The 17,498-nt window shown below is 69.5% G+C and carries 19 protein-coding genes; 12 read left to right on the plus strand and 7 right to left on the minus strand.

All coding sequences use genetic code 11. The features are described from left to right. Positions 1 to 13: 13 nt before the first annotated feature. From E9536_RS03300 to E9536_RS03315, 4 genes are all read left to right on the plus strand, one after another. Entirely contained in the window at positions 14 to 712 is a 699-nt protein-coding gene (locus E9536_RS03300) for a phosphatase PAP2 family protein (protein WP_060173131.1), read from the plus strand. A 130-nt stretch (positions 713 to 842) separates the two neighbouring features. Beyond that, complete coding sequence (gene modA / locus E9536_RS03305) at positions 843 to 1,640, plus strand: molybdate ABC transporter substrate-binding protein (RefSeq protein WP_136469265.1); 798 nt, start codon at positions 843 to 845, stop codon at positions 1,638 to 1,640. A 10-nt stretch (positions 1,641 to 1,650) separates the two neighbouring features. Then, on the plus strand, positions 1,651 to 2,328 hold the full coding sequence (gene modB, locus E9536_RS03310; protein WP_021156293.1) for a molybdate ABC transporter permease subunit: 678 nt from the start codon (positions 1,651 to 1,653) through the stop codon (positions 2,326 to 2,328). A 55-nt stretch (positions 2,329 to 2,383) separates the two neighbouring features. Next, positions 2,384 to 3,085 (plus strand): ATP-binding cassette domain-containing protein, encoded by a 702-nt coding sequence (locus tag E9536_RS03315; RefSeq protein ID WP_027791060.1) that lies wholly within the window; start codon positions 2,384 to 2,386, stop codon positions 3,083 to 3,085. Between the two features lie 169 nt (positions 3,086 to 3,254). Here E9536_RS03315 and E9536_RS03320 read toward each other — a convergent pair whose 3' ends face one another. The 3 genes from E9536_RS03320 to E9536_RS03330 form a co-directional block, all read right to left on the minus strand. Then, positions 3,255 to 4,091 (minus strand): TOBE domain-containing protein, encoded by an 837-nt coding sequence (locus E9536_RS03320; RefSeq protein ID WP_136469266.1) that lies wholly within the window; start codon positions 4,089 to 4,091, stop codon positions 3,255 to 3,257. Between the two features lie 76 nt (positions 4,092 to 4,167). Beyond that, positions 4,168 to 5,775, minus strand: coding sequence for a CHAD domain-containing protein (locus tag E9536_RS03325; protein WP_136469267.1), 1,608 nt, complete (start codon positions 5,773 to 5,775; stop codon positions 4,168 to 4,170). 130 nt (positions 5,776 to 5,905) lie between these two features. Then, on the minus strand, positions 5,906 to 6,289 hold the full coding sequence (locus E9536_RS03330) for a tautomerase family protein (protein ID WP_027791057.1): 384 nt from the start codon (positions 6,287 to 6,289) through the stop codon (positions 5,906 to 5,908). A 115-nt stretch (positions 6,290 to 6,404) separates the two neighbouring features. Between E9536_RS03330 and E9536_RS03335 the strand changes: the two genes are divergently transcribed. The 5 genes from E9536_RS03335 to E9536_RS03355 all read left to right on the plus strand — a co-directional run bounded on the left by E9536_RS03335 (position 6,405) and on the right by E9536_RS03355 (position 11,110). Beyond that, complete coding sequence (locus tag E9536_RS03335) at positions 6,405 to 7,262, plus strand: LysR family transcriptional regulator (protein WP_021156298.1); 858 nt, start codon at positions 6,405 to 6,407, stop codon at positions 7,260 to 7,262. Between the two features lie 41 nt (positions 7,263 to 7,303). Continuing rightward, positions 7,304 to 8,227: a DMT family transporter gene (locus tag E9536_RS03340; RefSeq protein ID WP_059693920.1), complete on the plus strand. Its 924-nt coding sequence runs from the start codon at positions 7,304 to 7,306 to the stop codon at positions 8,225 to 8,227. Between the two features lie 67 nt (positions 8,228 to 8,294). Next, a complete protein-coding gene (locus tag E9536_RS03345; RefSeq protein WP_136469268.1) occupies positions 8,295 to 9,074 on the plus strand; it encodes a HAMP domain-containing sensor histidine kinase in 780 nt (259 codons plus the stop codon). A gap of 76 nt (positions 9,075 to 9,150) precedes the next feature. Continuing rightward, complete coding sequence (locus E9536_RS03350; RefSeq protein ID WP_059684444.1) at positions 9,151 to 10,494, plus strand: hemolysin family protein; 1,344 nt, start codon at positions 9,151 to 9,153, stop codon at positions 10,492 to 10,494. Positions 10,495 to 10,525: 31 nt separating this feature from the next. Then, the gene (locus tag E9536_RS03355; RefSeq protein ID WP_136469269.1) at positions 10,526 to 11,110 is read left to right on the plus strand and encodes a thiamine phosphate synthase; all 585 of its coding nucleotides are present in this window, start codon (positions 10,526 to 10,528) and stop codon (positions 11,108 to 11,110) included. A 70-nt stretch (positions 11,111 to 11,180) separates the two neighbouring features. Here the strand turns inward: E9536_RS03355 and E9536_RS03360 are convergent, their stop codons facing one another. After that, positions 11,181 to 12,833 carry a DUF3459 domain-containing protein gene (locus E9536_RS03360; protein WP_136469410.1) on the minus strand — a complete coding sequence of 551 codons (1,653 nt, stop codon included), beginning with the start codon at positions 12,831 to 12,833 and terminating at the stop codon, positions 11,181 to 11,183. A 307-nt stretch (positions 12,834 to 13,140) separates the two neighbouring features. Here E9536_RS03360 and E9536_RS03365 point away from each other — a divergent pair, with 307 nt between their 5' ends. After that, entirely contained in the window at positions 13,141 to 13,848 is a 708-nt protein-coding gene (locus E9536_RS03365) for a class I SAM-dependent methyltransferase (protein ID WP_059693917.1), read from the plus strand. 139 nt (positions 13,849 to 13,987) lie between these two features. Further along, positions 13,988 to 14,656, plus strand: coding sequence for a glutathione S-transferase (locus E9536_RS03370; RefSeq protein ID WP_136469270.1), 669 nt, complete (start codon positions 13,988 to 13,990; stop codon positions 14,654 to 14,656). A 24-nt stretch (positions 14,657 to 14,680) separates the two neighbouring features. Here the strand turns inward: E9536_RS03370 and E9536_RS03375 are convergent, their stop codons facing one another. Further along, positions 14,681 to 15,334, minus strand: coding sequence for a DUF1345 domain-containing protein (locus E9536_RS03375; RefSeq protein ID WP_027791048.1), 654 nt, complete (start codon positions 15,332 to 15,334; stop codon positions 14,681 to 14,683). Positions 15,335 to 15,471: 137 nt separating this feature from the next. Here E9536_RS03375 and E9536_RS03380 point away from each other — a divergent pair, with 137 nt between their 5' ends. After that, positions 15,472 to 16,203, plus strand: a complete 732-nt coding sequence (locus tag E9536_RS03380; protein WP_060207981.1) for a metallophosphoesterase — start codon at positions 15,472 to 15,474, stop codon at positions 16,201 to 16,203. A gap of 16 nt (positions 16,204 to 16,219) precedes the next feature. Here the strand turns inward: E9536_RS03380 and E9536_RS03385 are convergent, their stop codons facing one another. Both E9536_RS03385 and E9536_RS03390 read right to left on the minus strand, forming a co-directional pair. Beyond that, complete coding sequence (locus tag E9536_RS03385) at positions 16,220 to 16,915, minus strand: RES family NAD+ phosphorylase (protein WP_048022260.1); 696 nt, start codon at positions 16,913 to 16,915, stop codon at positions 16,220 to 16,222. A gap of 2 nt (positions 16,916 to 16,917) precedes the next feature. Beyond that, positions 16,918 to 17,337 carry an MbcA/ParS/Xre antitoxin family protein gene (locus E9536_RS03390; RefSeq protein WP_042972651.1) on the minus strand — a complete coding sequence of 140 codons (420 nt, stop codon included), beginning with the start codon at positions 17,335 to 17,337 and terminating at the stop codon, positions 16,918 to 16,920. Between the last annotated feature and the right edge of the window lie 161 nt (positions 17,338 to 17,498).

Here is a 17,498-nt window from a genome sequence, read left to right on the forward strand (position 1 = left end):
CGTCCCCTTCCCGATGTTCGACCTGTCGTCTCACCTGTGGATCATGATCACCGCGTTCGGCGGCGCCGGCCTGACCTTGCCGCTCGCGATCACGATCGCCGTCTGGCTCGCGCTCGGCTACTCGTGGCAGCGCGCGGCCGCATGGCTCGGCGTGCTCGCGGCCGCGATCGGCGTGGTAGCGCTGACGAAGATCGCGTTCCTCGGCTGGGGCATCGGCATTCGCAAGTGGGATTTCACCGGGTTCAGCGGCCATGCGATGCTGTCGACGTCGGTTTATCCGGTCGCGATTTTCCTGGCGCTGATCCGCACGCGCACGCCGGTGCGGATCGCCGGCATCGCGCTCGGGCTCGCGGCCGGCGTCGCGGTCGGCGTGTCGCGCGTCGCGCTCGACGCGCATTCGCCGTCCGAATCGATCACCGGCTGTATCGTCGGCGCGATCGCCGCGCTCGCGTTCATCGCGGGTTCGTGGCGCGCGGTGCCGCACCGCTGGTCGGTGCCCGCGGTCGTCGCGAGCCTCGCGCTCGTCACCGTGGCGCTGCACGGCATCACGGTGCCGTCGCATCGCTGGGTCACCAAGGTGGCGCTGCAGTTGTCGGGCCACGAGCGCCCGTTCGTCCGCGCGCGCTGGAAGGCCAACCCGAACTACCGCCCCGCATCGCAGCCGTCGTCGCTGCAGCGCACCCAGTCGTCGTCGCAGACGCTCCGTACGTGACCGGCCGCCCGGCCGGCCCTCCTTTTCAGGTCTGACCATTCCATGCGCGCCGTCGCATGTGCGGTATGTCGAGCGTTATAACCCGCCCTATATTACGATTACGGTTTCCACCCATTCGAACGAACTCGCCATGCGCTCAACCGTCCGTCCGCTTCGCCGCACCCTGCTTCGCCTGCTGCCGATCGCCATGCTTGCCGCCGGAGTCGCGTTCAGCGCGCCCGCTTCCGCCGCCGATGAACTCGTCGTGTCGGCCGCCGCCAGCCTGACGAACGCGCTCAAGGCCGTCGGCGATGCGTACGAGAAGCAGCATCCGGATACCAAGGTGCTGTTCAACTTCGGCGCGTCGGACGTGCTGATGCAGCAGATCGCCAAGGGCGCGCCGGCCGACGTGTTCGCGTCGGCCGACCAGAAGGCGATGGATCGTGCGGCCAGCGAAAAGGTGATCGTGCCCGGCACGCGTCGCGATTTCGCGGCGAACTCGCTCGTGCTGATCGTGCCCGCGGACAGCCACGCGGCCGCGCCGACGTCGCTGAACGACCTGACCGCATCCGGCGTGAAGCGCATCGCGTACGGCGACCCGGCGTCGGTGCCGGTCGGCCGCTACACCGAAGGCGCGCTGCGCGCGGCCGGTGTGTGGGACGCCGTCAGCGCGAAGGGCGTGCTGGCAGCCAACGTGCGCCAGAGCCTCGATTACGTCGCACGCGGCGAAGTCGACGCAGGCTTCGTGTTCGGCACCGACGCGGCAATCATGCCGGACCGCGTGAAGGTCGCACTGACGGTGCCGACCAAAACCGCCATCACCTACCCGATCGCCGTGGTCAAGGACAGCCGCCACGCCACGCAGGCGCAGTCGTTCATCGACTTCGTCGCGTCGCCGCAAGGTCAGGCCGTGCTGTCGACGTTCGGCTTCAAGCCCGCGGGCAAGTGAGCGTAACGCGATGCAAGACGCCTGGGTCCCGCTGCTGCTGTCACTGAAGGTTGCCGGCTGGGCGACCGCGCTCGACATCGTGCTCGGCGTCGCGGCCGCGTTCATGCTCGCGCGCTGGCGCTCGCCGCTGCGCGACGTCGTCGATTCCGTGCTGACGCTGCCGCTCGTGCTGCCGCCGACGGTGCTCGGGTATTACCTGCTCGTGCTGCTCGGCCGGCGCGGCGTGTTCGGCGCGTGGCTCGACAGGCTCGGCATCGAGCTCGTCTTCACGTGGCAAGGCGCGGTGATCGCGTCGATGGTCGTCGCGTTTCCGTTGATCCTGAAATCCGCGCGGGCGGCGTTCGAAGGCGTCGATCCGCATCTCGAACGCGCCGCGCGCACGCTCGGGCTCGGCGAAGCGGCGGTGTTCTTCCGCGTGACGCTGCCGCTCGCCACGCGCGGCATTCTCGCGGGCGCGCTGCTCGCATTCGCACGCGCGCTCGGCGAGTTCGGCGCGACGCTGATGATCGCGGGCAACCTGCCCGGCCGCACGCAGACGCTGTCGGTCGCGATCTACGCGGCCGTGCAGGCCGGCGACGACAGCACGGCCAACTTCCTCGTGCTGGTGACGTCGATCACCTGCGTGCTCGTACTGCTCGCGACCGGCTGGCTCGTGCCGTCGCGTGCCCGGCGGAGCCAGCTGACATGACGCGCCTGCCTCGCCCATCGTCTTGCGTGGCCGGCCGGCTTCCGCGGAGGCCCGCATGAGCCTCGTCGTCGACATCCGCAAGACCTACGCGAATGCCGAGCGCCGCTTCACGCTCGACATGTCGTTCACCGCGACGATGCAGCGCGTCGTGCTGTTCGGGCCGTCCGGCGCGGGCAAGAGCATGACGCTGCAGGCGATCGCCGGCCTGTTGTCGCCCGACGAAGGCACGATCGTGCTGAACGGCGAACCGCTGTTCGACGCCGCGCGCCGCATCGACGTACCGACCCGCGAACGCCGCGTCGCGTACCTGTTCCAGGACTACGCGCTGTTTCCGCATCTGAACGTGCGCCAGAACATCGCGTTCGGGCTCACGCCGGGGCTGCGCAACCCGCGCGCGAAAGCAGTGCCGCCGGAAGTCGCGTACTGGCTGCAAGCGTTCGATCTCGAGGCGCTCGCAGGGCAGTATCCGTCTCAGCTGTCCGGCGGGCAGAAACAGCGCGTCGCACTCGCGCGCGCACTGGTCGCGCAGCCGCGAATCCTGCTGCTCGACGAACCGTTCGCCGCACTGGACGGCGCAATGCGCCAGCGCATGCGTCACGAGCTCGCCGAGCTGCAGGCGCGGCTCGACATCCCGATGGTGCTGATCTCGCACGATCCCGACGACGTCGCCGCGTTCGGCGACCAGGTCGTGCAGTTGAGCGAAGGACGCGTGCAGGCGGCGACGCCGCACGCCGAGTGGCCGACGCGCGTCGCTTGAGTGCGCGTGGCCGTGGTCGTCGTGGCAAGCACGTTGGAGCCTGAGAGAAGCCGCCAGCAGCGGCACAAGCGGAAAGCGGAAACGAAGCCGGCGCCGTACCGATACAGCGGCGACGCCGGCTTCGCTCCGTCCGTCACACAACGGCCGATGCGCGCCGGTACGCCGCCGCTCAGCCCGTCACCGCAAGAATCACGCTCGACGCCTTGAACAGCGCGATCGCGCGCCGGCCGGCACCGAGCTGCAGCGCATCGACGCTGTCGTTGGTCACGACGGCCGTCAGCGTCCCGCCGCCGTCGAGCGCCAGTGTCACCTCGCTGTTCACCGCGCCCGCTGCGACCGTTTCCACGTGGCCGCACAGTTGGTTCCGCGCGGACACCTTCAATGCGTGCTCGCCATCGTCGGCCGCGAGCACGACCCAGGACGCCTTCACGAGCGCGCAGGCATCCGCGCCAACCTGCAGGCCGAGCGCATCGGCGCTCTCGTGCGTCAGCACGGCAACGACCGGCTGTCCGCCGGGCAGCGTGAGCGTGACCTCGTCGTTGACGGTGCCGCGCACGATCGCCGCGACCTTGCCGAACAACTGGTTGCGCGCGCTGGTCTTCATCCCGATCCTGCCGATCAGCGCCCAGTCGACGTCGAACCCGGCCACGGCCGCGCTCGCGGCCTCGATAAACCGGCGATGCTCGCGCTCGATCGTGCGGAACGCGGCGATCAGCGACGTCGCGCGCGGCGTCAGCGTCGTGCCGCCGCCGCCCTTGCCGCCCGTCGAACGCGCGACGAGCGGTTCGCCCGCGAGATTGTTCATCGTATCGACGGCATCCCACGCGGCCTTGTAGCTGAGGCCGACGGCCTTCGCCGCGCGCGTGATCGACCCGGTGTCGCCGATCGCCGCGAGCAGCGCGATGCGCGTGGCGCCGCCGAGCGTCTGCTCGCCGGCGCGCAGCCACAGCTCGCCGCCCAGTTCGAGCGGTTCGGCGGACGGGGAAGAATGCGGTGCGTCGGTCATCGGGATACGTGCGGGAATTGGACCGGAGCCGGAATCGGGCCGGAATCAGGCGGCCATTATAGTCGGCGCGTGCCGCTCAACCCGGCTTGCCGTCGAGCTTCGGCGGCCGCAGGCTGGCAAGCAGCGTCTCGGCGTCGCGCGCCGCGCGCTGCTCGAGCGCCGCGCCGTAGCCGCGCACGAAACCGAGCTGGTACGGCGGCGCCGCCAGTTTCTCGAGATGATGCAGCGCGACTATCGTGTCGTTGGCTTCGCCGAGCACGCTCTGCACGCGCGCGAGCGTCTTGACCGTCTCGGTGCGCGTGCGGCGCGATGCCAGCGACGCGAAGAACTCGAGCGCATAGCGCAGCCGCTTCGCATCGATCCGCACCTGGTGGCGCGCAGCCGTGTCGAGCGACGTGAGCGACGGCGACGCGTACAGATGGCCGAACAGCCGCCGCACGCGCTTCGTCGCGTGGCGCCGCAGCGAGGGTGCGTCGCCGTCTTCGGCGTGCGGCAGCGCAAGCGAGCCCAGCCATTCGAGCCAGCCGAGCGTCAGCCGCGCGTAGCGGGCCGAATGCAGCGCCTGCCGCAGCTCGCCCCGTGCCGCGACGCACTGCGCGCGCGCGGCGTCGAGCGTGCCGTTCCATTCGCCGTCGCCGCCGTCGGCTGCGATCAGCGCGGGCAGGCTCTCGATCGCGAACACGTCCCAGTCGCGCACCGTGCCGAGCAGCGCGGCAAGCCAGTGCATGTCCGCGCCGAGCGTGTCCCGCCACTGGCGGTCGGCAAAGCGCGGGAAGAAGCGCATCAGCGTACGCAGGCGGCGCAGCGCGACCCGCATCTGGTGCACGAATTCGGGATCGTCGTACTCGAGCACGCCGCCCTCGTTGCCCAGCCATTGCGCGGTGATGTCGCCGGACAACGCGAACAGCGCGGCGCGCTGCGTGCGCACGCCGGTCAGGTCGACGGGCTGCGCCTTGACGGGCCCGCTGGCGGCCGGCTCGTCCGCACATGCGCGATCGATCACGCTCGTCAGCTGGACGAATGCGGGCCACGCGCCGCTCAGTTCGCGCGCCGCGGCAAACAACGCGTGCAGCGCGGCCGTGCGCGCGGCCCGGGTTTCCCAGTCCGGCGCGGCAAGACGCAGTTCGACATAGCGGCGCGGCGGCTCGCCGCCGCGATGCAACGTGACGTCGTCGAGCGTCATCTCGACCACGACGCCGCTGTCGTCGGCCCACCGCCCGCGCCGCCGCTCGCTGACGAGGCGCAGCGCCGACGATTCCGGCTGCATGCCGGCCTCTGCGCGCCCGGTCGTATCCGGCGCGACGCCGTCAACTTCGCCTGCCGCCTCGGGTACGGGCAACGGCATCGCGACGACGATGCCCGCATGCTCCGCGTCGAACAGTTCGCGCGTCGTGACCCCCGGCGCAAACACCTTCGTGCGCGACGCGACGACCCGCCTTCCATGCGCGTTCGACTCGACCCACGTCCACCAGCTTGTGCCGGGGCTCGGCTCGGCCTCCTCGATCTGGCACGGCTCGATCGTCACGCGCTCATGGCCGCGGCGCATCCGGACCTGCGGGCAGATCCGCCACGCGCGCACGAGTTCGGCACCGAAATCACGCTGCGTGCCGCGGGCGCGACCCGCAGCCTTGGCCGGCCACCCTTCCAGCGACAGCGACAACACGATTTCCAGCACACGCGACATGGAGGCTCCTGCACATGAAGAAGCGCCGGCGGGTCTTCCGATCGCGCCGGCGTCGTCCGTGAAGCTGCTTCCATAGTACACGCCGCAAAAACGGGCAGGCAACGATCTGGCCCTGTCGCCCTGTCACAGGTCAAACGGCGTACTGCGCGAGGCCGTTGCCGAACGACCAGTTCTCCTTCAGCACCTCGACGAGACTGATGAAGACGTCCTGCTGCCGCACGCCGGGCTGCTGCGCGAGGTTGTCCGCGATCGCCCGGTACAGCGCGCGCTTCTGCTCGAGCGTGCGCGTATTGTTCGCGGTGATCTGGATCATCACGAGATCGTCGCTGCGTTCGATGTCGAGGTAGTGGCGGCCGTACACGAAGTTCTCGGCCGCATGCTCGGTGACGACCATGAAGATGTCGTCCTCGGGCACGTTGAACGCGTGCATCAGCGCGCGATGCACGCCATCGACGAGCGCCGCGCGGTACGCGGCCGGTTTGCCTTCGCGGACTGCGATACGGGTGAATGGCATGGTCCTGCTCCTGTCGGTGAAGTTGACGTTGACGAACGGAAACACAGCGTCAGGTTAGGCGCGCCGAACTATAATGAACAGTCATTGATGAATATTTCATCCATTTACATCGAAAATGAAAGTCCTCGACCTCGATGCCGTACGCGCGTTCGTGCTGGTCGCCGATCTCGCCAGCTTCACGCGCGCCGCCGACGCGCTCGGCACCACGCAGTCGGCCGTGAGCCTGAAGCTGAAACGGCTGGAAGCGCACCTCGGCAAGCCGCTGCTCGCGCGCACGCCGCGCGTGGTCAAGCTGGCCGCCGACGGCGAGAATTTCCTGCCGGCCGCCCGCGCGCTGCTCGACGCGCACGACCACGCGCTCGGCGCGATCTCGGCCGGCACGCACCGGCTCGCGCTCGGCGTCAGCGAGCATGTCGCCGTGCCCGACCTGCCGGCCGTGCTCACGAGCCTGCATCGGCAGGACCCGGGGCTGTCGCTCGAAATGCATCTCGGAACGTCGACGAACCTGCTCGCGCAATACGACGAACGCCGGTTCGATGCGGTGATCGTGCGGCACGAGCCGGGCGAAGACCCGCCGCGCGAAGACGGCACGTTGCTGTTTTCCGAGCCGCTGGCCTGGCTCGCCGCGCCGGACTGGGCACCGCGTGCAGGCGAGCCGCTGCCGCTCGCGGTGCTGGCCGGCCCGTGCGGCGTGCGTGCGGCCGCGCTGCGTGCACTCGATCACGCGGGGCGGCCGTGGCGAGAACGCTTTACGGGAGGGGGTGTCGCGGCGGTCACGGCCGCCGCTGCCGCGGGGCTTGCCGTCTGCCCGCTCGCGCGGCGTGTCGCGCCGCGCACGCTGGTCGACGTCGGCGCGAAATTCGGGCTGCCGCCGCTGCCGCTGTCGCAGGTCGTGCTCTACTCGCGCGTGCGCGACCCACGCGCGGCCGCCGCGCTGCGCAGGTTTGCCGACAGCCTTGCAATCTCGGCGTAAACTGATGGGTTTCGCCGCCAGCAATCTTCAGAAGAATTCCAATGAAGCCCGAAGCCCGCAAGCACCTCCGTGCCAACCTGCTGATGCTCGCCGCCGCCGCGATCTGGGGTTCGGCTTTCGTCGCGCAACGCCTGAGCCTCGACGTGATCGGGCCGTTCCTGTTCACGGGGCTGCGCTTCCTGCTCGGCGCGCTGGTGCTGGTGCCGCTGCTGACGCTGAACACGGCGTCGCGCGCGCAGCTCGCGGCGATCCGCCGTGCGCCGGCGCTGCTGCTGCCGGGCCTCGCGCTCGGCGGGCTGCTGGCGGTATCGATATCGCTGCAGCAGATCGGCCTGCAGTACACGCGCATCGCCAACGCGGGGTTCATCAGCTCGCTGTACGTCGTGATCGTGCCGCTGATGGGTGTGTTCGCCCGTCACCGGATCGGCGCGGGCACGTGGTTCGGCGCGCTGCTCGCGGCGATCGGCCTGTATTTCCTCAGTATCGACGAGCACTTCTCGGTGCTGTACGGCGACTGGTTCCAGCTCGCCGGCGCCGTGATCATTGCCGCGCACGTGATGGCCGTCGGCCATTTCGCCCGGCGCCACGATCCGCTCGTGCTCGCGTTCCTGCAATTCCTCGTGTGCGGCGTGGCGTGTCTCGCGGTCGGTCTCGCCGTCGAGCCGGTCAGCGGCGCCGTGCTGCGCGGCGCACTGCCGACGCTGCTGTACGGCGGCCTGTTGTCGGTGGGCGTCGGCTATACGCTGCAGGTCGTCGCGCAACGCGACGCCGCGCCCGCGCACGCAGCCGTGATCTTCAGCATGGAAGGCGTGTTCGCGGCGATCGCCGGCTGGGCCGCGCTCGGCGAAACGCTGACGCTACGCGCGCTCGTCGGCTGCGCGCTGATGCTGGCCGGCCTGCTCGCATGCCAGTTGCTGCCGAACGGCGACGCCCGGAAAAAGGACGAGGACGCACTGCCGGCGTGACACGCACCGTCCCTATAATGGCGGTTCGCGTGATAACCACGCCAACCGCTTCCGACAGGCCCGCTCCGTGACGTCCACTTCCGTCGATCCCGCCGCCGACCTGCTGCGCGAACGCGCAGCGCACTACGCCACCCAGGCGGCGCTGTTCCTGCGCGACCAGGCGCTCTCCACCGCGTCGCACGACCTGCGCAGCCCGCTGAACGCCATGCATAGCTGGGCATACGTGCTCGAGCGCCAGCTCGCCAACGCCGATCCGAACCTGCAGCGCGCGCTCGCGGGCATCCGCACCGGGATCGACCAGCAGGTCGCGCTGATCGACGACGTGCTCGATGCGCCGCGCGCGGAAACACGCACGCTCGCACTCGCGCCGCAGCCGTTCGCGCTGCGCGCGTTGCTCGACGACACACTCGCACTCGTCCGTTTCGCGCTCGCCGACGCACGACAGGTCACGCTCGACGCGACGCTGCCGGACGGCGAACCGTCGCTGACCGCCGACCGCGAACGCATCGCGCAGGCGCTCTGGACGATGCTGACGATCGCGGTCGAAGCCAGCGCCGCCGGCGGCCGCGTGACGTTCGCGTGCGCGCGCGACGGCGTGCAGTTCACCGCGCGCGCCACATGCACCGTCAACGCCGACACGCTCGCCGATCCCGCGCAGCCGCACGCGTTCGAATCGTTCGCACGACGCGAGCTGCTGCGCGAGCGCGACGCGAAGCGCGTCGCGTGGGCGCTTGCGCTCTGCCAGCGCGTCGCGCTCGCACACGGCGGCACGTTCTCGCACGACGCGTTCGCCGATGGCGCAACCGCCACCGTCACGTTCTCCGTCCCCGGCGAGGCGCCGGTGTAAGCCAGCGGCCGCCCGATACATTACGAATTCCTTTCTGGCTCTATACTGACGGGCCTGTCATAACCGGAGTGATTCTTTGTTACAGATCTTCGCGCTCATCGGCGCGTTGTTCCTGGTGGCCCTGAACGGGTTCTTCGTCGCGGCCGAATTCGGCCTGGTCAAACTGCGCGCCACGCGCGTCAAGACACTGGCCCGCAAGCACGGCCTGCGCGGCCGCATCCTCGGCATCGTGCACGGCCGGCTCGACGCGTATCTTTCCGCGTGCCAGCTCGGCATCACGCTCGCGTCGCTCGGCCTCGGCTGGGTCGGCGAACCGGCGTTCGCGCAACTGCTCACCCCGCTGCTCGACCTGATCGGCGTGCAGTCCGAGCGCGTCGTGCACCTGATCTCGCTGGTGTTCGCGTTCTCGCTGATCTCGTTCCTGCACATCGTCGTCGGCGAACTGGCGCCGAAGTCGATGGCGATCCGCCAGTCGGAGAAGGTCGGCCTGTGGGTCGCGCTGCCGCTCTATGCGTTCTACTGGGCGATGTACCCGGCAATCTGGGTGCTCAACAACAGCGCCAACGCGGTGCTGCGGCTCGCCGGGCTGTCGGCCGACCATGGCGGCGACGCGCACTACTCGACCGACGAATTGAAGCTGATCCTGCGCAGCCGCCGCAGCACGGCCGGCAACACCGCGCAGCCGGCGCGCGGCACGTACAGCAACGACGAGTGGAACACGCTCGCGCATTCGCTCGATTTTTCGTCGATGACCGTATCGGACCTGATGCGGCCGGCCCACGAAATGATCGGCCTGCGCCGCGACCTGCCGCTGCCCGACAACATGGAGATCGTCGCGCGGCACCGCTTCAGCCGCTATCCGCTGTTCGAGGATGCGTCGCGTGAACAGGTGAGCGGACTGATCCACCTGAAGGACCTGCTGCTCGCGCGTCACGCGGGCGCCGCGCTCGAAGACCTGTCCGACTACGTGCGCCCCGTGCAGTACGTGAAGCCCGACACGCCGGCCCTCGACCTGTTCCGCCGTTTCCGCAAGGGCGCACCGCACTTCGCGCTGGTCGGCAACAAGGGCGAGAAGCCGATCGGCTTCCTGACGCTCGACAACCTGCTCGGCGCGCTGGTCGGCCAGATCCACGACGAGTTCCGCCAGGGCGACGCCGATTGGAGCCGCCTCGACGACGGCACGCTGATGGGCAAGGGCAGCCTGCCCGTCGTGTCGCTCGAACAGGCGCTCGGCATCGACATCGACGAAGGCCGCGCGGAATCGGTCGGCGGCCTCGTGATCCAGGCGCTCAGCGACCTGCCGACCGAAGGGCAGCGCGTGTCGTTCGACCGCTTCGACGTCGTCGTGAAGAAGATGAACGGGCCGCGCATCGTGCTCGTGCGCGTCTACCCGAAGATCGCGAAAGAGGCCGACGAATGACGGCCGCGCGTGGCTGCCGCCGGCGCACGCGATGAACGCGACGCTGCCGCACTGCTGCGTGATCACGCCCGAGCCGGCGTCCGCGTCGGCCGCCGATTGCGCGGCGTTCCTCGACCGGCTGTCGGCCGTGCTCGCGCGCGGCGAGACGCTCGTGCAACTGCGCGTGAAATCGCTCGACGCAGCCGCGTTTGCGCGGCTCGCCGCCGCGGCGCTCGCACGCTGCGACGCGGCCGGCGCACACCTGATGCTGAACGGCCCGATCGATGCGGCCGGCGTGATGCGCCTCGACGGCGCCGGCTGGCATCTCGACGGCCCCGCGTTGCGCGCCGCCACGCAGCGGCCGTTGCCGGCCGGAAGATGGGTGTCCGCAGCCTGCCACACGCGTGACGACCTGCTGCTGGCCGCGCGCGCCGGCGCGGATTTCGTCACGCTGTCGCCCGTGTTGCCGACGCTCAGCCATCCCGGTGCGCCGACGCTCGGCTGGACGCAGTTCGGCACGCTGGCCGCCGAGGCCGCGATGCCCGTCTTCGCGCTCGGCGGCATGAAACGCTCCCACCTCGACGATGCACGCCGCCACGGCGCGCACGGCATCGCGGGCATTCGCGGGTTCTGGTAGTCCGGGGATTTCCTGCGACGCAACCGGGCGCAGATGCGCCCGGCCGTTCAGACATTACCGCCTCACGTCGTCATGCGTTCAGGTTCGGGCGCCTTCCGCGCCACGCGCCGTCGTCGATGCGACGCGCATCGTGCGTGAGCGCATACCGGTTGACGTCACCCGTCAGCCACGCGACGAGCGAGTACGGCGGCAACTCCCCTTCATCGACCCGGTCGCGCGCACGCGCCGGCGTCTCGAACACGACCCGCCCTCTCGGCGCATCGAACGGCACCGCCTCGGGCGACAGGTTCAGCGCGATCGTCAGCGTCTCGTCGTCGGCGAGCCGCCACGACGCAAGCAGCGCGTCGGCATCGCCGTCGCCGTCCGACTTCAGCGCACGCGCATCCTGCGGCCGGCAATCGGACAGCCTCGGCGCGATCAGCTTCGCGCGCACCGCCAGCGCCGACTGCACGAAATGCGCGCGATCGGCGTCGCGCGCGGTTTCGTCGAAGATCAACGGGATCTGCGGCGTGAGCAGCGACAGCGCAAGCGCGGCCAGACCGGCCTCCTGCCCGTGGTCGCCCTGCCCGCTGTCGCGCCACGCGCCGTCGGACAGCACCAACGACGTCAACGACAGCCCGCTGTCGGCAGCCATGCCCTCGCCCGACCCGGCCGGCTGGAATGCGGCCCCGGCCGCGGTCAGCGCGCGGGCGAGCGTGTGGATCGACTGGTGCGCGGAAATGCCTTCATGAGCCGACGTGTCGCGGCCCGTCAGCCGGTGCAGCGCGCGTTCGCCGCACCCGTTCCACTGCGCATCGAAATGGGTATCGGCAAGATGCGCGGGATGCCGCTCGCTGCCGAGTACGAGATGGATGAGCCGGTCGGCCGGCACCGCCGCGCGCACGCGGTCCGCGATCTCGCGCAGCCACGACACGCCGATCCGGTCGGCTTCGCGCAGGCGCAGACCGTCGCAACGGTACTCGTCGATCCAGTACAGCGCGTTGTCGCAGAAGAAATCGCAGACTTCCGGATGATCGAGCGCGAGCGGCGACGCCTGCAGCGGATCGTCGCGCGTATGGAAGAACGGCGCCGCGTAGTGGCGCAGCGCATCGGTGCCGCTGCCGAAGCGCGCGTAGTCGAGTTCCAGCAGCACCGCGAGACCGTAGCCGTGCACATCGTCGATCAGCGCCTTCAGCGCGTCGGGGCCGCCTTCGGCCGCGAGCGGCGCGAACGGCAGGCTGTCGTGCGGCGACGCGAGCAGCTCCAGCGCGGTCACGCCGAGGCGCGCGAGTTGCGGCAGGCGCCGGCGCACGCCGCCGAAGCCGCCCACCGCGTGCGGGCGAATCGCATAGAGCGAGATGTCTTCCCATGCGCGCCCGCGCCAGAACGTGTTGCGCCACGTGAACGCGCGCGGATCGACGACCTCGCTCGGGCCGTTGAGCCCCTCGGGTTGCGAGCGCGATGCGGGATCGGGAATCGATACCGTATCGTCGAGGCGATAGCGGTAAAGCGCACCCGCGCCGCAATCGGCAAAGACTTCGAACCAGTGCGTGCCGGCGGCCGTCATCGGAACGAGCAACGGGCCGAAACCGGTATCGAGTTCGAGCTGGACCTGCGTGCTGCCCGGTGCCCACACGCGAAAATGCGTGCGCGGCGTCGCGCAGAGCGCGCCACAGGGCTGTGCGCCGAACGGCAGGCAGTGAATGTAGTGCTGCGCATACGGGTCGTGCGGACAATCGGACATCATGCGCTCCTCGTGCGTACCGAGCGGCATGGCCGCGCCAGCGGCGCGGCACATCGGGGCCCGGCATGCGACGGCCAGGCGGGGGGGGAGAAACGAGTATGCGCCGGATTCGCCATCGCGATGCAACGTCCCCGGACATTATTAAATGCGAATCGACCCCTGGAAAACCCGCGGTCCGGCAAGCGCCGGCGAGGCAGGTAGCCCGCATACCGGAATGCCTGCTCGCCTTGTTGCACCGGCCGTGCACGCTTACGCTCTGCGCGATGCTCGTGGACACACCGTCCGCGCCCGACCCGAGGAACCCGTCATGTCGCTTCCCGCCAGCGCCGCCAAATTCGATCCGGCACGCGCACACGAATACGCCGAGCAATCCCGCATCGCACTCGCCGGCTACGATGCCTGCCATGAACTCACCGCGTGCATGCTCGCGTCGGCAATCGCCGCACCCGATGCGCGGATCCTCGTCGCGGGCGCGGGCGGCACGGGGCAGGAAATCTGCGTGGCGGCCGCGCTCGAGCCGGGCTGGCGGTTCACGGCCGTCGACCCGTCCGGGCCGATGCTCGCGCTCGCGCGCTCGAACGTCGAGGCCGCGGGCTGCGGCGCGCGCACGGCGTTCGTCGAGGACGGCGTCGATGCGTTGCCCGATACACCTGCGTTCGACGGCGCGACGCTGATCGGCGTGCTGCATCACGTCCCGGGCGACGAAGCGAAGGCGGCGCTGCTGCAGGCGATCGCGCGGCGCCTGAAACCCGGCGCGCCGCTCGTGCTCGCCGGCAATCATCGCCGCTACGCGGATCACCCTCGCCTGCTCGACGCATGGCAGCAGCGCTGGCGCATGAAAGGTGCGACGCCCGACGCGGTGCGCGCGCAACTCGCGAAGATCCTGCAGGGCGCCGATCCGCCCGCGTCCGAGGAAGCCGTGTTCGCCCTGCTGCGCGACGCGGGCTTCGATGCACCGCTGCGCTTTTTCGCGAGCCTGTTCTGGGGCGCGTGGATCGCCGTCCGGCGCGCGTGATGGATCGGGGCGGTTGGCCAGACGCGGTCGGCTAGACGCGGTCGGCCAGACGCGTCGCGCCACGTCGCGTGACGCGTTTCGCATGCGCGCCACCCGCGCTGGGTATGATGTCGTTCCCGCCCCCACTTCCGGCGTCGACATGCTCACCGTCCATCACCTGAACAACTCGCGCTCGCAGCGCGTGCTCTGGCTGCTCGAAGAACTGGAGGTGCCGTACGAGATCGTGCGCTACGCGCGCGACCCGAAGACGATGCTCGCACCGCCCGAGTTGCGCGCAATCCATCCGCTCGGCAAGTCGCCGGTCGTCACCGACGAGGGCCGCACGTACGCCGAATCGGGCGCGATCATCGAATATCTGGTCGAACGCTACGGCAACGGGCGCCTGGCGCCGCTGCCCGGCACGCCCGAGCGGCACGACTACACGTACTGGCTGCACTACGCGGAAGGATCGGCGATGCCGCCGCTGCTGCTCAAGCTCGTCGCGCTGCGGATCGCGCATGCGCCGATGCCGTTCTTCGCGCGGCCGATCGCGCGCAAGATCGCCGAGACGCTGCAGTCGGGCTTCGTCGATCCGCAGATCGCGCTGCATCTCGGCCATGTCGACGGTGTGCTGCAGCGCACCGGCTGGTTCGTCGGCGACAGCTTCAGCGCGGCCGACATCCAGATGAGCTTTCCGCTCGAGGCCGCGACCGCGCGCGGCGGCGACGGCCGGCATCCCGCGATCGCGCGCTTTCTCGACGCGATCCACGCGCGGCCGGCATACCGGCGCGCGCTGGAGCGCGGCGGCCCGTACGAGCTTCTCAAATGACGCGGCGCACGACCTCGGCCCGCGTCAGCTCAGCAGGCCGGCTGCCACGTTGATCGACAGCCCGAGCACGGCCATGTTGAAGTAGAACGACAGGATCGACTGCGCGAGCACCGAGCGCCGCGCGGAGCGGCTTGCCAGCGACACGTCGGCCGTCTGCGACGCGACCGCGAGCGTGAACGCGAAATACAGGAAATCCCAGTAATCGGGTTCGGGATTGCGGTCGGGGAAGCGCAGCGCGCGGTCGTTGGATGGCGAGCCGTAATAGAGGCGCGCATAGTGCAGCGTGAAGATCGTCGGGATCAGGAACCACGCGCCGAACAGCGTCGCGCCCGTAATCGCGTAGTGGCTGAGCCCCGCGCTGAAGCCCACGCTCTTGGCGGTCGCGAGTTCGATCGCGATCGCAGCCACGCTCGCCACGGTCGCGAAGCACACGACGGTCAGCACGGTCGTCGCGTTTTCGTCTTCGCGGATCGCGACTTCGCGCACCTTGTGATGATGCGCGGTGACCATGCGCACCCACATCAGCACGAGATACAGCCAGACCGCGCAATCCCAGCCGATCAGCGCCCGCGCGGCCGGACGCAGCGGAAACGGCAGCAGTACCGCGCACAGCACGCCGGCGATGAACGCCGCGACCATGCGCGGCCGGTTGCGTAATACTTGGGGATAGAACGTCATCGTGTGATTCCGAAAGCAGATGGAAAGGGTTCGGCCGACGCGCGGGACGCCCCGCCGCGCCGCACCGGCGGGTAGCGCCCCGATTATCGTCATTCCGTCGTGACGTGGCGATGGGCGCGAGCGCCTAAGATAATGGGATGACTGCCACCGCCCCCCTCTGCCACCATCCCGCGAATACGGCCGGCCGTGACTTCGTCGTCGGCGACCTGCACGGCTGCGTGGATGTGCTGCGCGCGCTGTTGCACGACATCCGCTTCGATCCGGCTCGCGACCGCCTGTTCTCGGTCGGCGACCTCGTCGACCGCGGCCCTGCATCCGAAACCACGCTCGACCTGCTTGACCGCCCGTGGTGCCACGTCGTGCGCGGCAATCACGAGGAAGTGCTGAGCCTCGTGGCGCGCGGCAAGCTGTCGCCCGACGCGTGGCGCGGAATCGGCGGCGACTGGGGCGCCGACCTGCCGGCGGAACGGCTTCACGCGCACGCGGCGCGCGTCGACGCGCTGCCGCTGGTGCGCGTGATCGGCGACGGCCCCGGGCGCTTCAACGTGCTGCATGCGGAATTCTTCGGCTCGGACGCCGATCTCGACACGGGCAGCTATTCGCACGACGTGCGCGAACGGCTGATCTGGGGCCGCGATCTCGTCCAGGGGCTCGCCGATCCGGGGCGGCAGGCCGGGCTGTCGCTGACCTGCACCGGGCACACGCCGGTGCGCACACCGCAGCGGATCGGCGCGCAGTGGTTCATCGACACCGGTGCGTTCGCACCGGCCGGGCGGCTCACGCTCGTCGAGCCGCGCACCGGGCGCACCTGGTCGATGACGCAGGCCGAGGCGCGCGAACGCCACGCGGGCGACTGGCCGCTGCCCTGATGCCCGCGAGCGCCCACTAGCCGACCTGGTTCAGTTCGAACACCGCATCGACGGCCGAGCCGTTCCAGTTGTATTCGAGGTAGGCCGCGTGATGGCAATCGCGCAGCAGCGCGGTGCGGAACGCCGCCAGGCACTCGCCGCGCGGGTCGCGCACCGACGGATAGACGATCCCCGCACCGCCGGCATTGCGCACCGCGCGGCCGAGCGCCTGCCCGGCGCTGTAATCGAGCGGGTGCAGCAACGCCGGATCGCGTTTCGGCCACATGCGCACGTCAGCCACGTCGCCTTGCGCGATTACCGTATAGAGCCGCATCTGCTGGCGCATCGGCGGCTCCTTCGTCGCCGCCAGGAACAGCGCGCTGTGATAACGCGTTTCGGCAATCGCCGTATCGCGCGAGCGCGCGCAGTAGAACACGCCGTAGCTGCCGTCGGAAAAACGGCTGCCCTGCGGATTCAGGTGCGTGAACGCGGCCATGATCGGCCCCCAGCCCTGCCCGTAGCGACGTTCGGCGGGCGGGACGAGGTCGAGCGTGCCGACTTCGTTGCGAATGCGGTCGTTGGTCAGCGATTCGAGCGCGTACAGCGCGTCGAAATCGTCCGCCGACGCAACGCGGTCGAACAGGTTGATTGCCGGAAAACGGGTGGGGATCACGCGATAGGCAGGCGCCCAGTCGACCGCGGTCGTGGGCCATTGTTGTGCTTGGATCGGCATCGTCACGCCCAGCCACCTCGCATCGCGTCGAGATATTGGCGGACGGCGACCAGATCGCCGACGTTGCCGGCGAGCATCCGGTCGAGTGCGCGCTTGCCGCCGAACGGCGCCGCGTCGTTGGGCCGCTTGACCCACGCATCGGCCGCGGCCGGCTGCGGCAGCAGGATCTGCAACGCCTTGTAGATGCCGAGCAGCAGCGATAGCCGCTCGAGCGTATCGCGCGGCAGCCGCGCCGATTCCGGCGTGGCCTTCCACTTGAAGAACGTCGAACGGCCGGGCGACCCGAGCAGCACGATCTGTTCGTCGATCGTCAGCTCCCAGTCGCGTGCGATGTTGAAAAACGCACGCAGGCCGGCCGCCGACATCTGCGCGACCGAGGCCTGCGGCGGGGAGGAATGCGATTCGTAGGCGGGCTGTGACATGATCGTTAGTCTCGAAACGAATTTACTAACAAGATTAGTCCATTTTCGTATTTTTGCAAGGGTCGGCACCCGGCGACCGATTCACGTATCCGGCAAAACGATATTTTTTGTCCATTCTGGACTCTGATTTTATTTTCTGCGTTAATGGCCGTGCGGACACC

The organism is Burkholderia sp. LS-044 (genome assembly GCF_004803625.1).
Lineage (GTDB): Bacteria > Pseudomonadota > Gammaproteobacteria > Burkholderiales > Burkholderiaceae > Burkholderia > Burkholderia cepacia.

What these genes read in the sequence shown, in the direction of transcription:
- E9536_RS03300 (WP_060173131.1), top strand. Translation starts at nt 14, where the DNA reads ATGTTCGACCTGTCGTCTCACCTGTGGATCATGATCACCGCGTTCGGC.
- modA (WP_136469265.1), top strand. Translation starts at nt 843, where the DNA reads ATGCGCTCAACCGTCCGTCCGCTTCGCCGCACCCTGCTTCGCCTGCTG.
- modB (WP_021156293.1), top strand. Translation starts at nt 1,651, where the DNA reads ATGCAAGACGCCTGGGTCCCGCTGCTGCTGTCACTGAAGGTTGCCGGC.
- E9536_RS03315 (WP_027791060.1), top strand. Translation starts at nt 2,384, where the DNA reads ATGAGCCTCGTCGTCGACATCCGCAAGACCTACGCGAATGCCGAGCGC.
- E9536_RS03320 (WP_136469266.1), bottom strand. Translation starts at nt 4,091, where the DNA reads ATGACCGACGCACCGCATTCTTCCCCGTCCGCCGAACCGCTCGAACTG.
- E9536_RS03325 (WP_136469267.1), bottom strand. Translation starts at nt 5,775, where the DNA reads ATGTCGCGTGTGCTGGAAATCGTGTTGTCGCTGTCGCTGGAAGGGTGG.
- E9536_RS03330 (WP_027791057.1), bottom strand. Translation starts at nt 6,289, where the DNA reads ATGCCATTCACCCGTATCGCAGTCCGCGAAGGCAAACCGGCCGCGTAC.
- E9536_RS03335 (WP_021156298.1), top strand. Translation starts at nt 6,405, where the DNA reads ATGAAAGTCCTCGACCTCGATGCCGTACGCGCGTTCGTGCTGGTCGCC.
- E9536_RS03340 (WP_059693920.1), top strand. Translation starts at nt 7,304, where the DNA reads ATGAAGCCCGAAGCCCGCAAGCACCTCCGTGCCAACCTGCTGATGCTC.
- E9536_RS03355 (WP_136469269.1), top strand. Translation starts at nt 10,526, where the DNA reads ATGAACGCGACGCTGCCGCACTGCTGCGTGATCACGCCCGAGCCGGCG.
- E9536_RS03360 (WP_136469410.1), bottom strand. Translation starts at nt 12,833, where the DNA reads ATGTCCGATTGTCCGCACGACCCGTATGCGCAGCACTACATTCACTGC.
- E9536_RS03365 (WP_059693917.1), top strand. Translation starts at nt 13,141, where the DNA reads ATGTCGCTTCCCGCCAGCGCCGCCAAATTCGATCCGGCACGCGCACAC.
- E9536_RS03370 (WP_136469270.1), top strand. Translation starts at nt 13,988, where the DNA reads ATGCTCACCGTCCATCACCTGAACAACTCGCGCTCGCAGCGCGTGCTC.
- E9536_RS03375 (WP_027791048.1), bottom strand. Translation starts at nt 15,334, where the DNA reads ATGACGTTCTATCCCCAAGTATTACGCAACCGGCCGCGCATGGTCGCG.
- E9536_RS03380 (WP_060207981.1), top strand. Translation starts at nt 15,472, where the DNA reads ATGACTGCCACCGCCCCCCTCTGCCACCATCCCGCGAATACGGCCGGC.
- E9536_RS03385 (WP_048022260.1), bottom strand. Translation starts at nt 16,915, where the DNA reads ATGCCGATCCAAGCACAACAATGGCCCACGACCGCGGTCGACTGGGCG.
- E9536_RS03390 (WP_042972651.1), bottom strand. Translation starts at nt 17,337, where the DNA reads ATGTCACAGCCCGCCTACGAATCGCATTCCTCCCCGCCGCAGGCCTCG.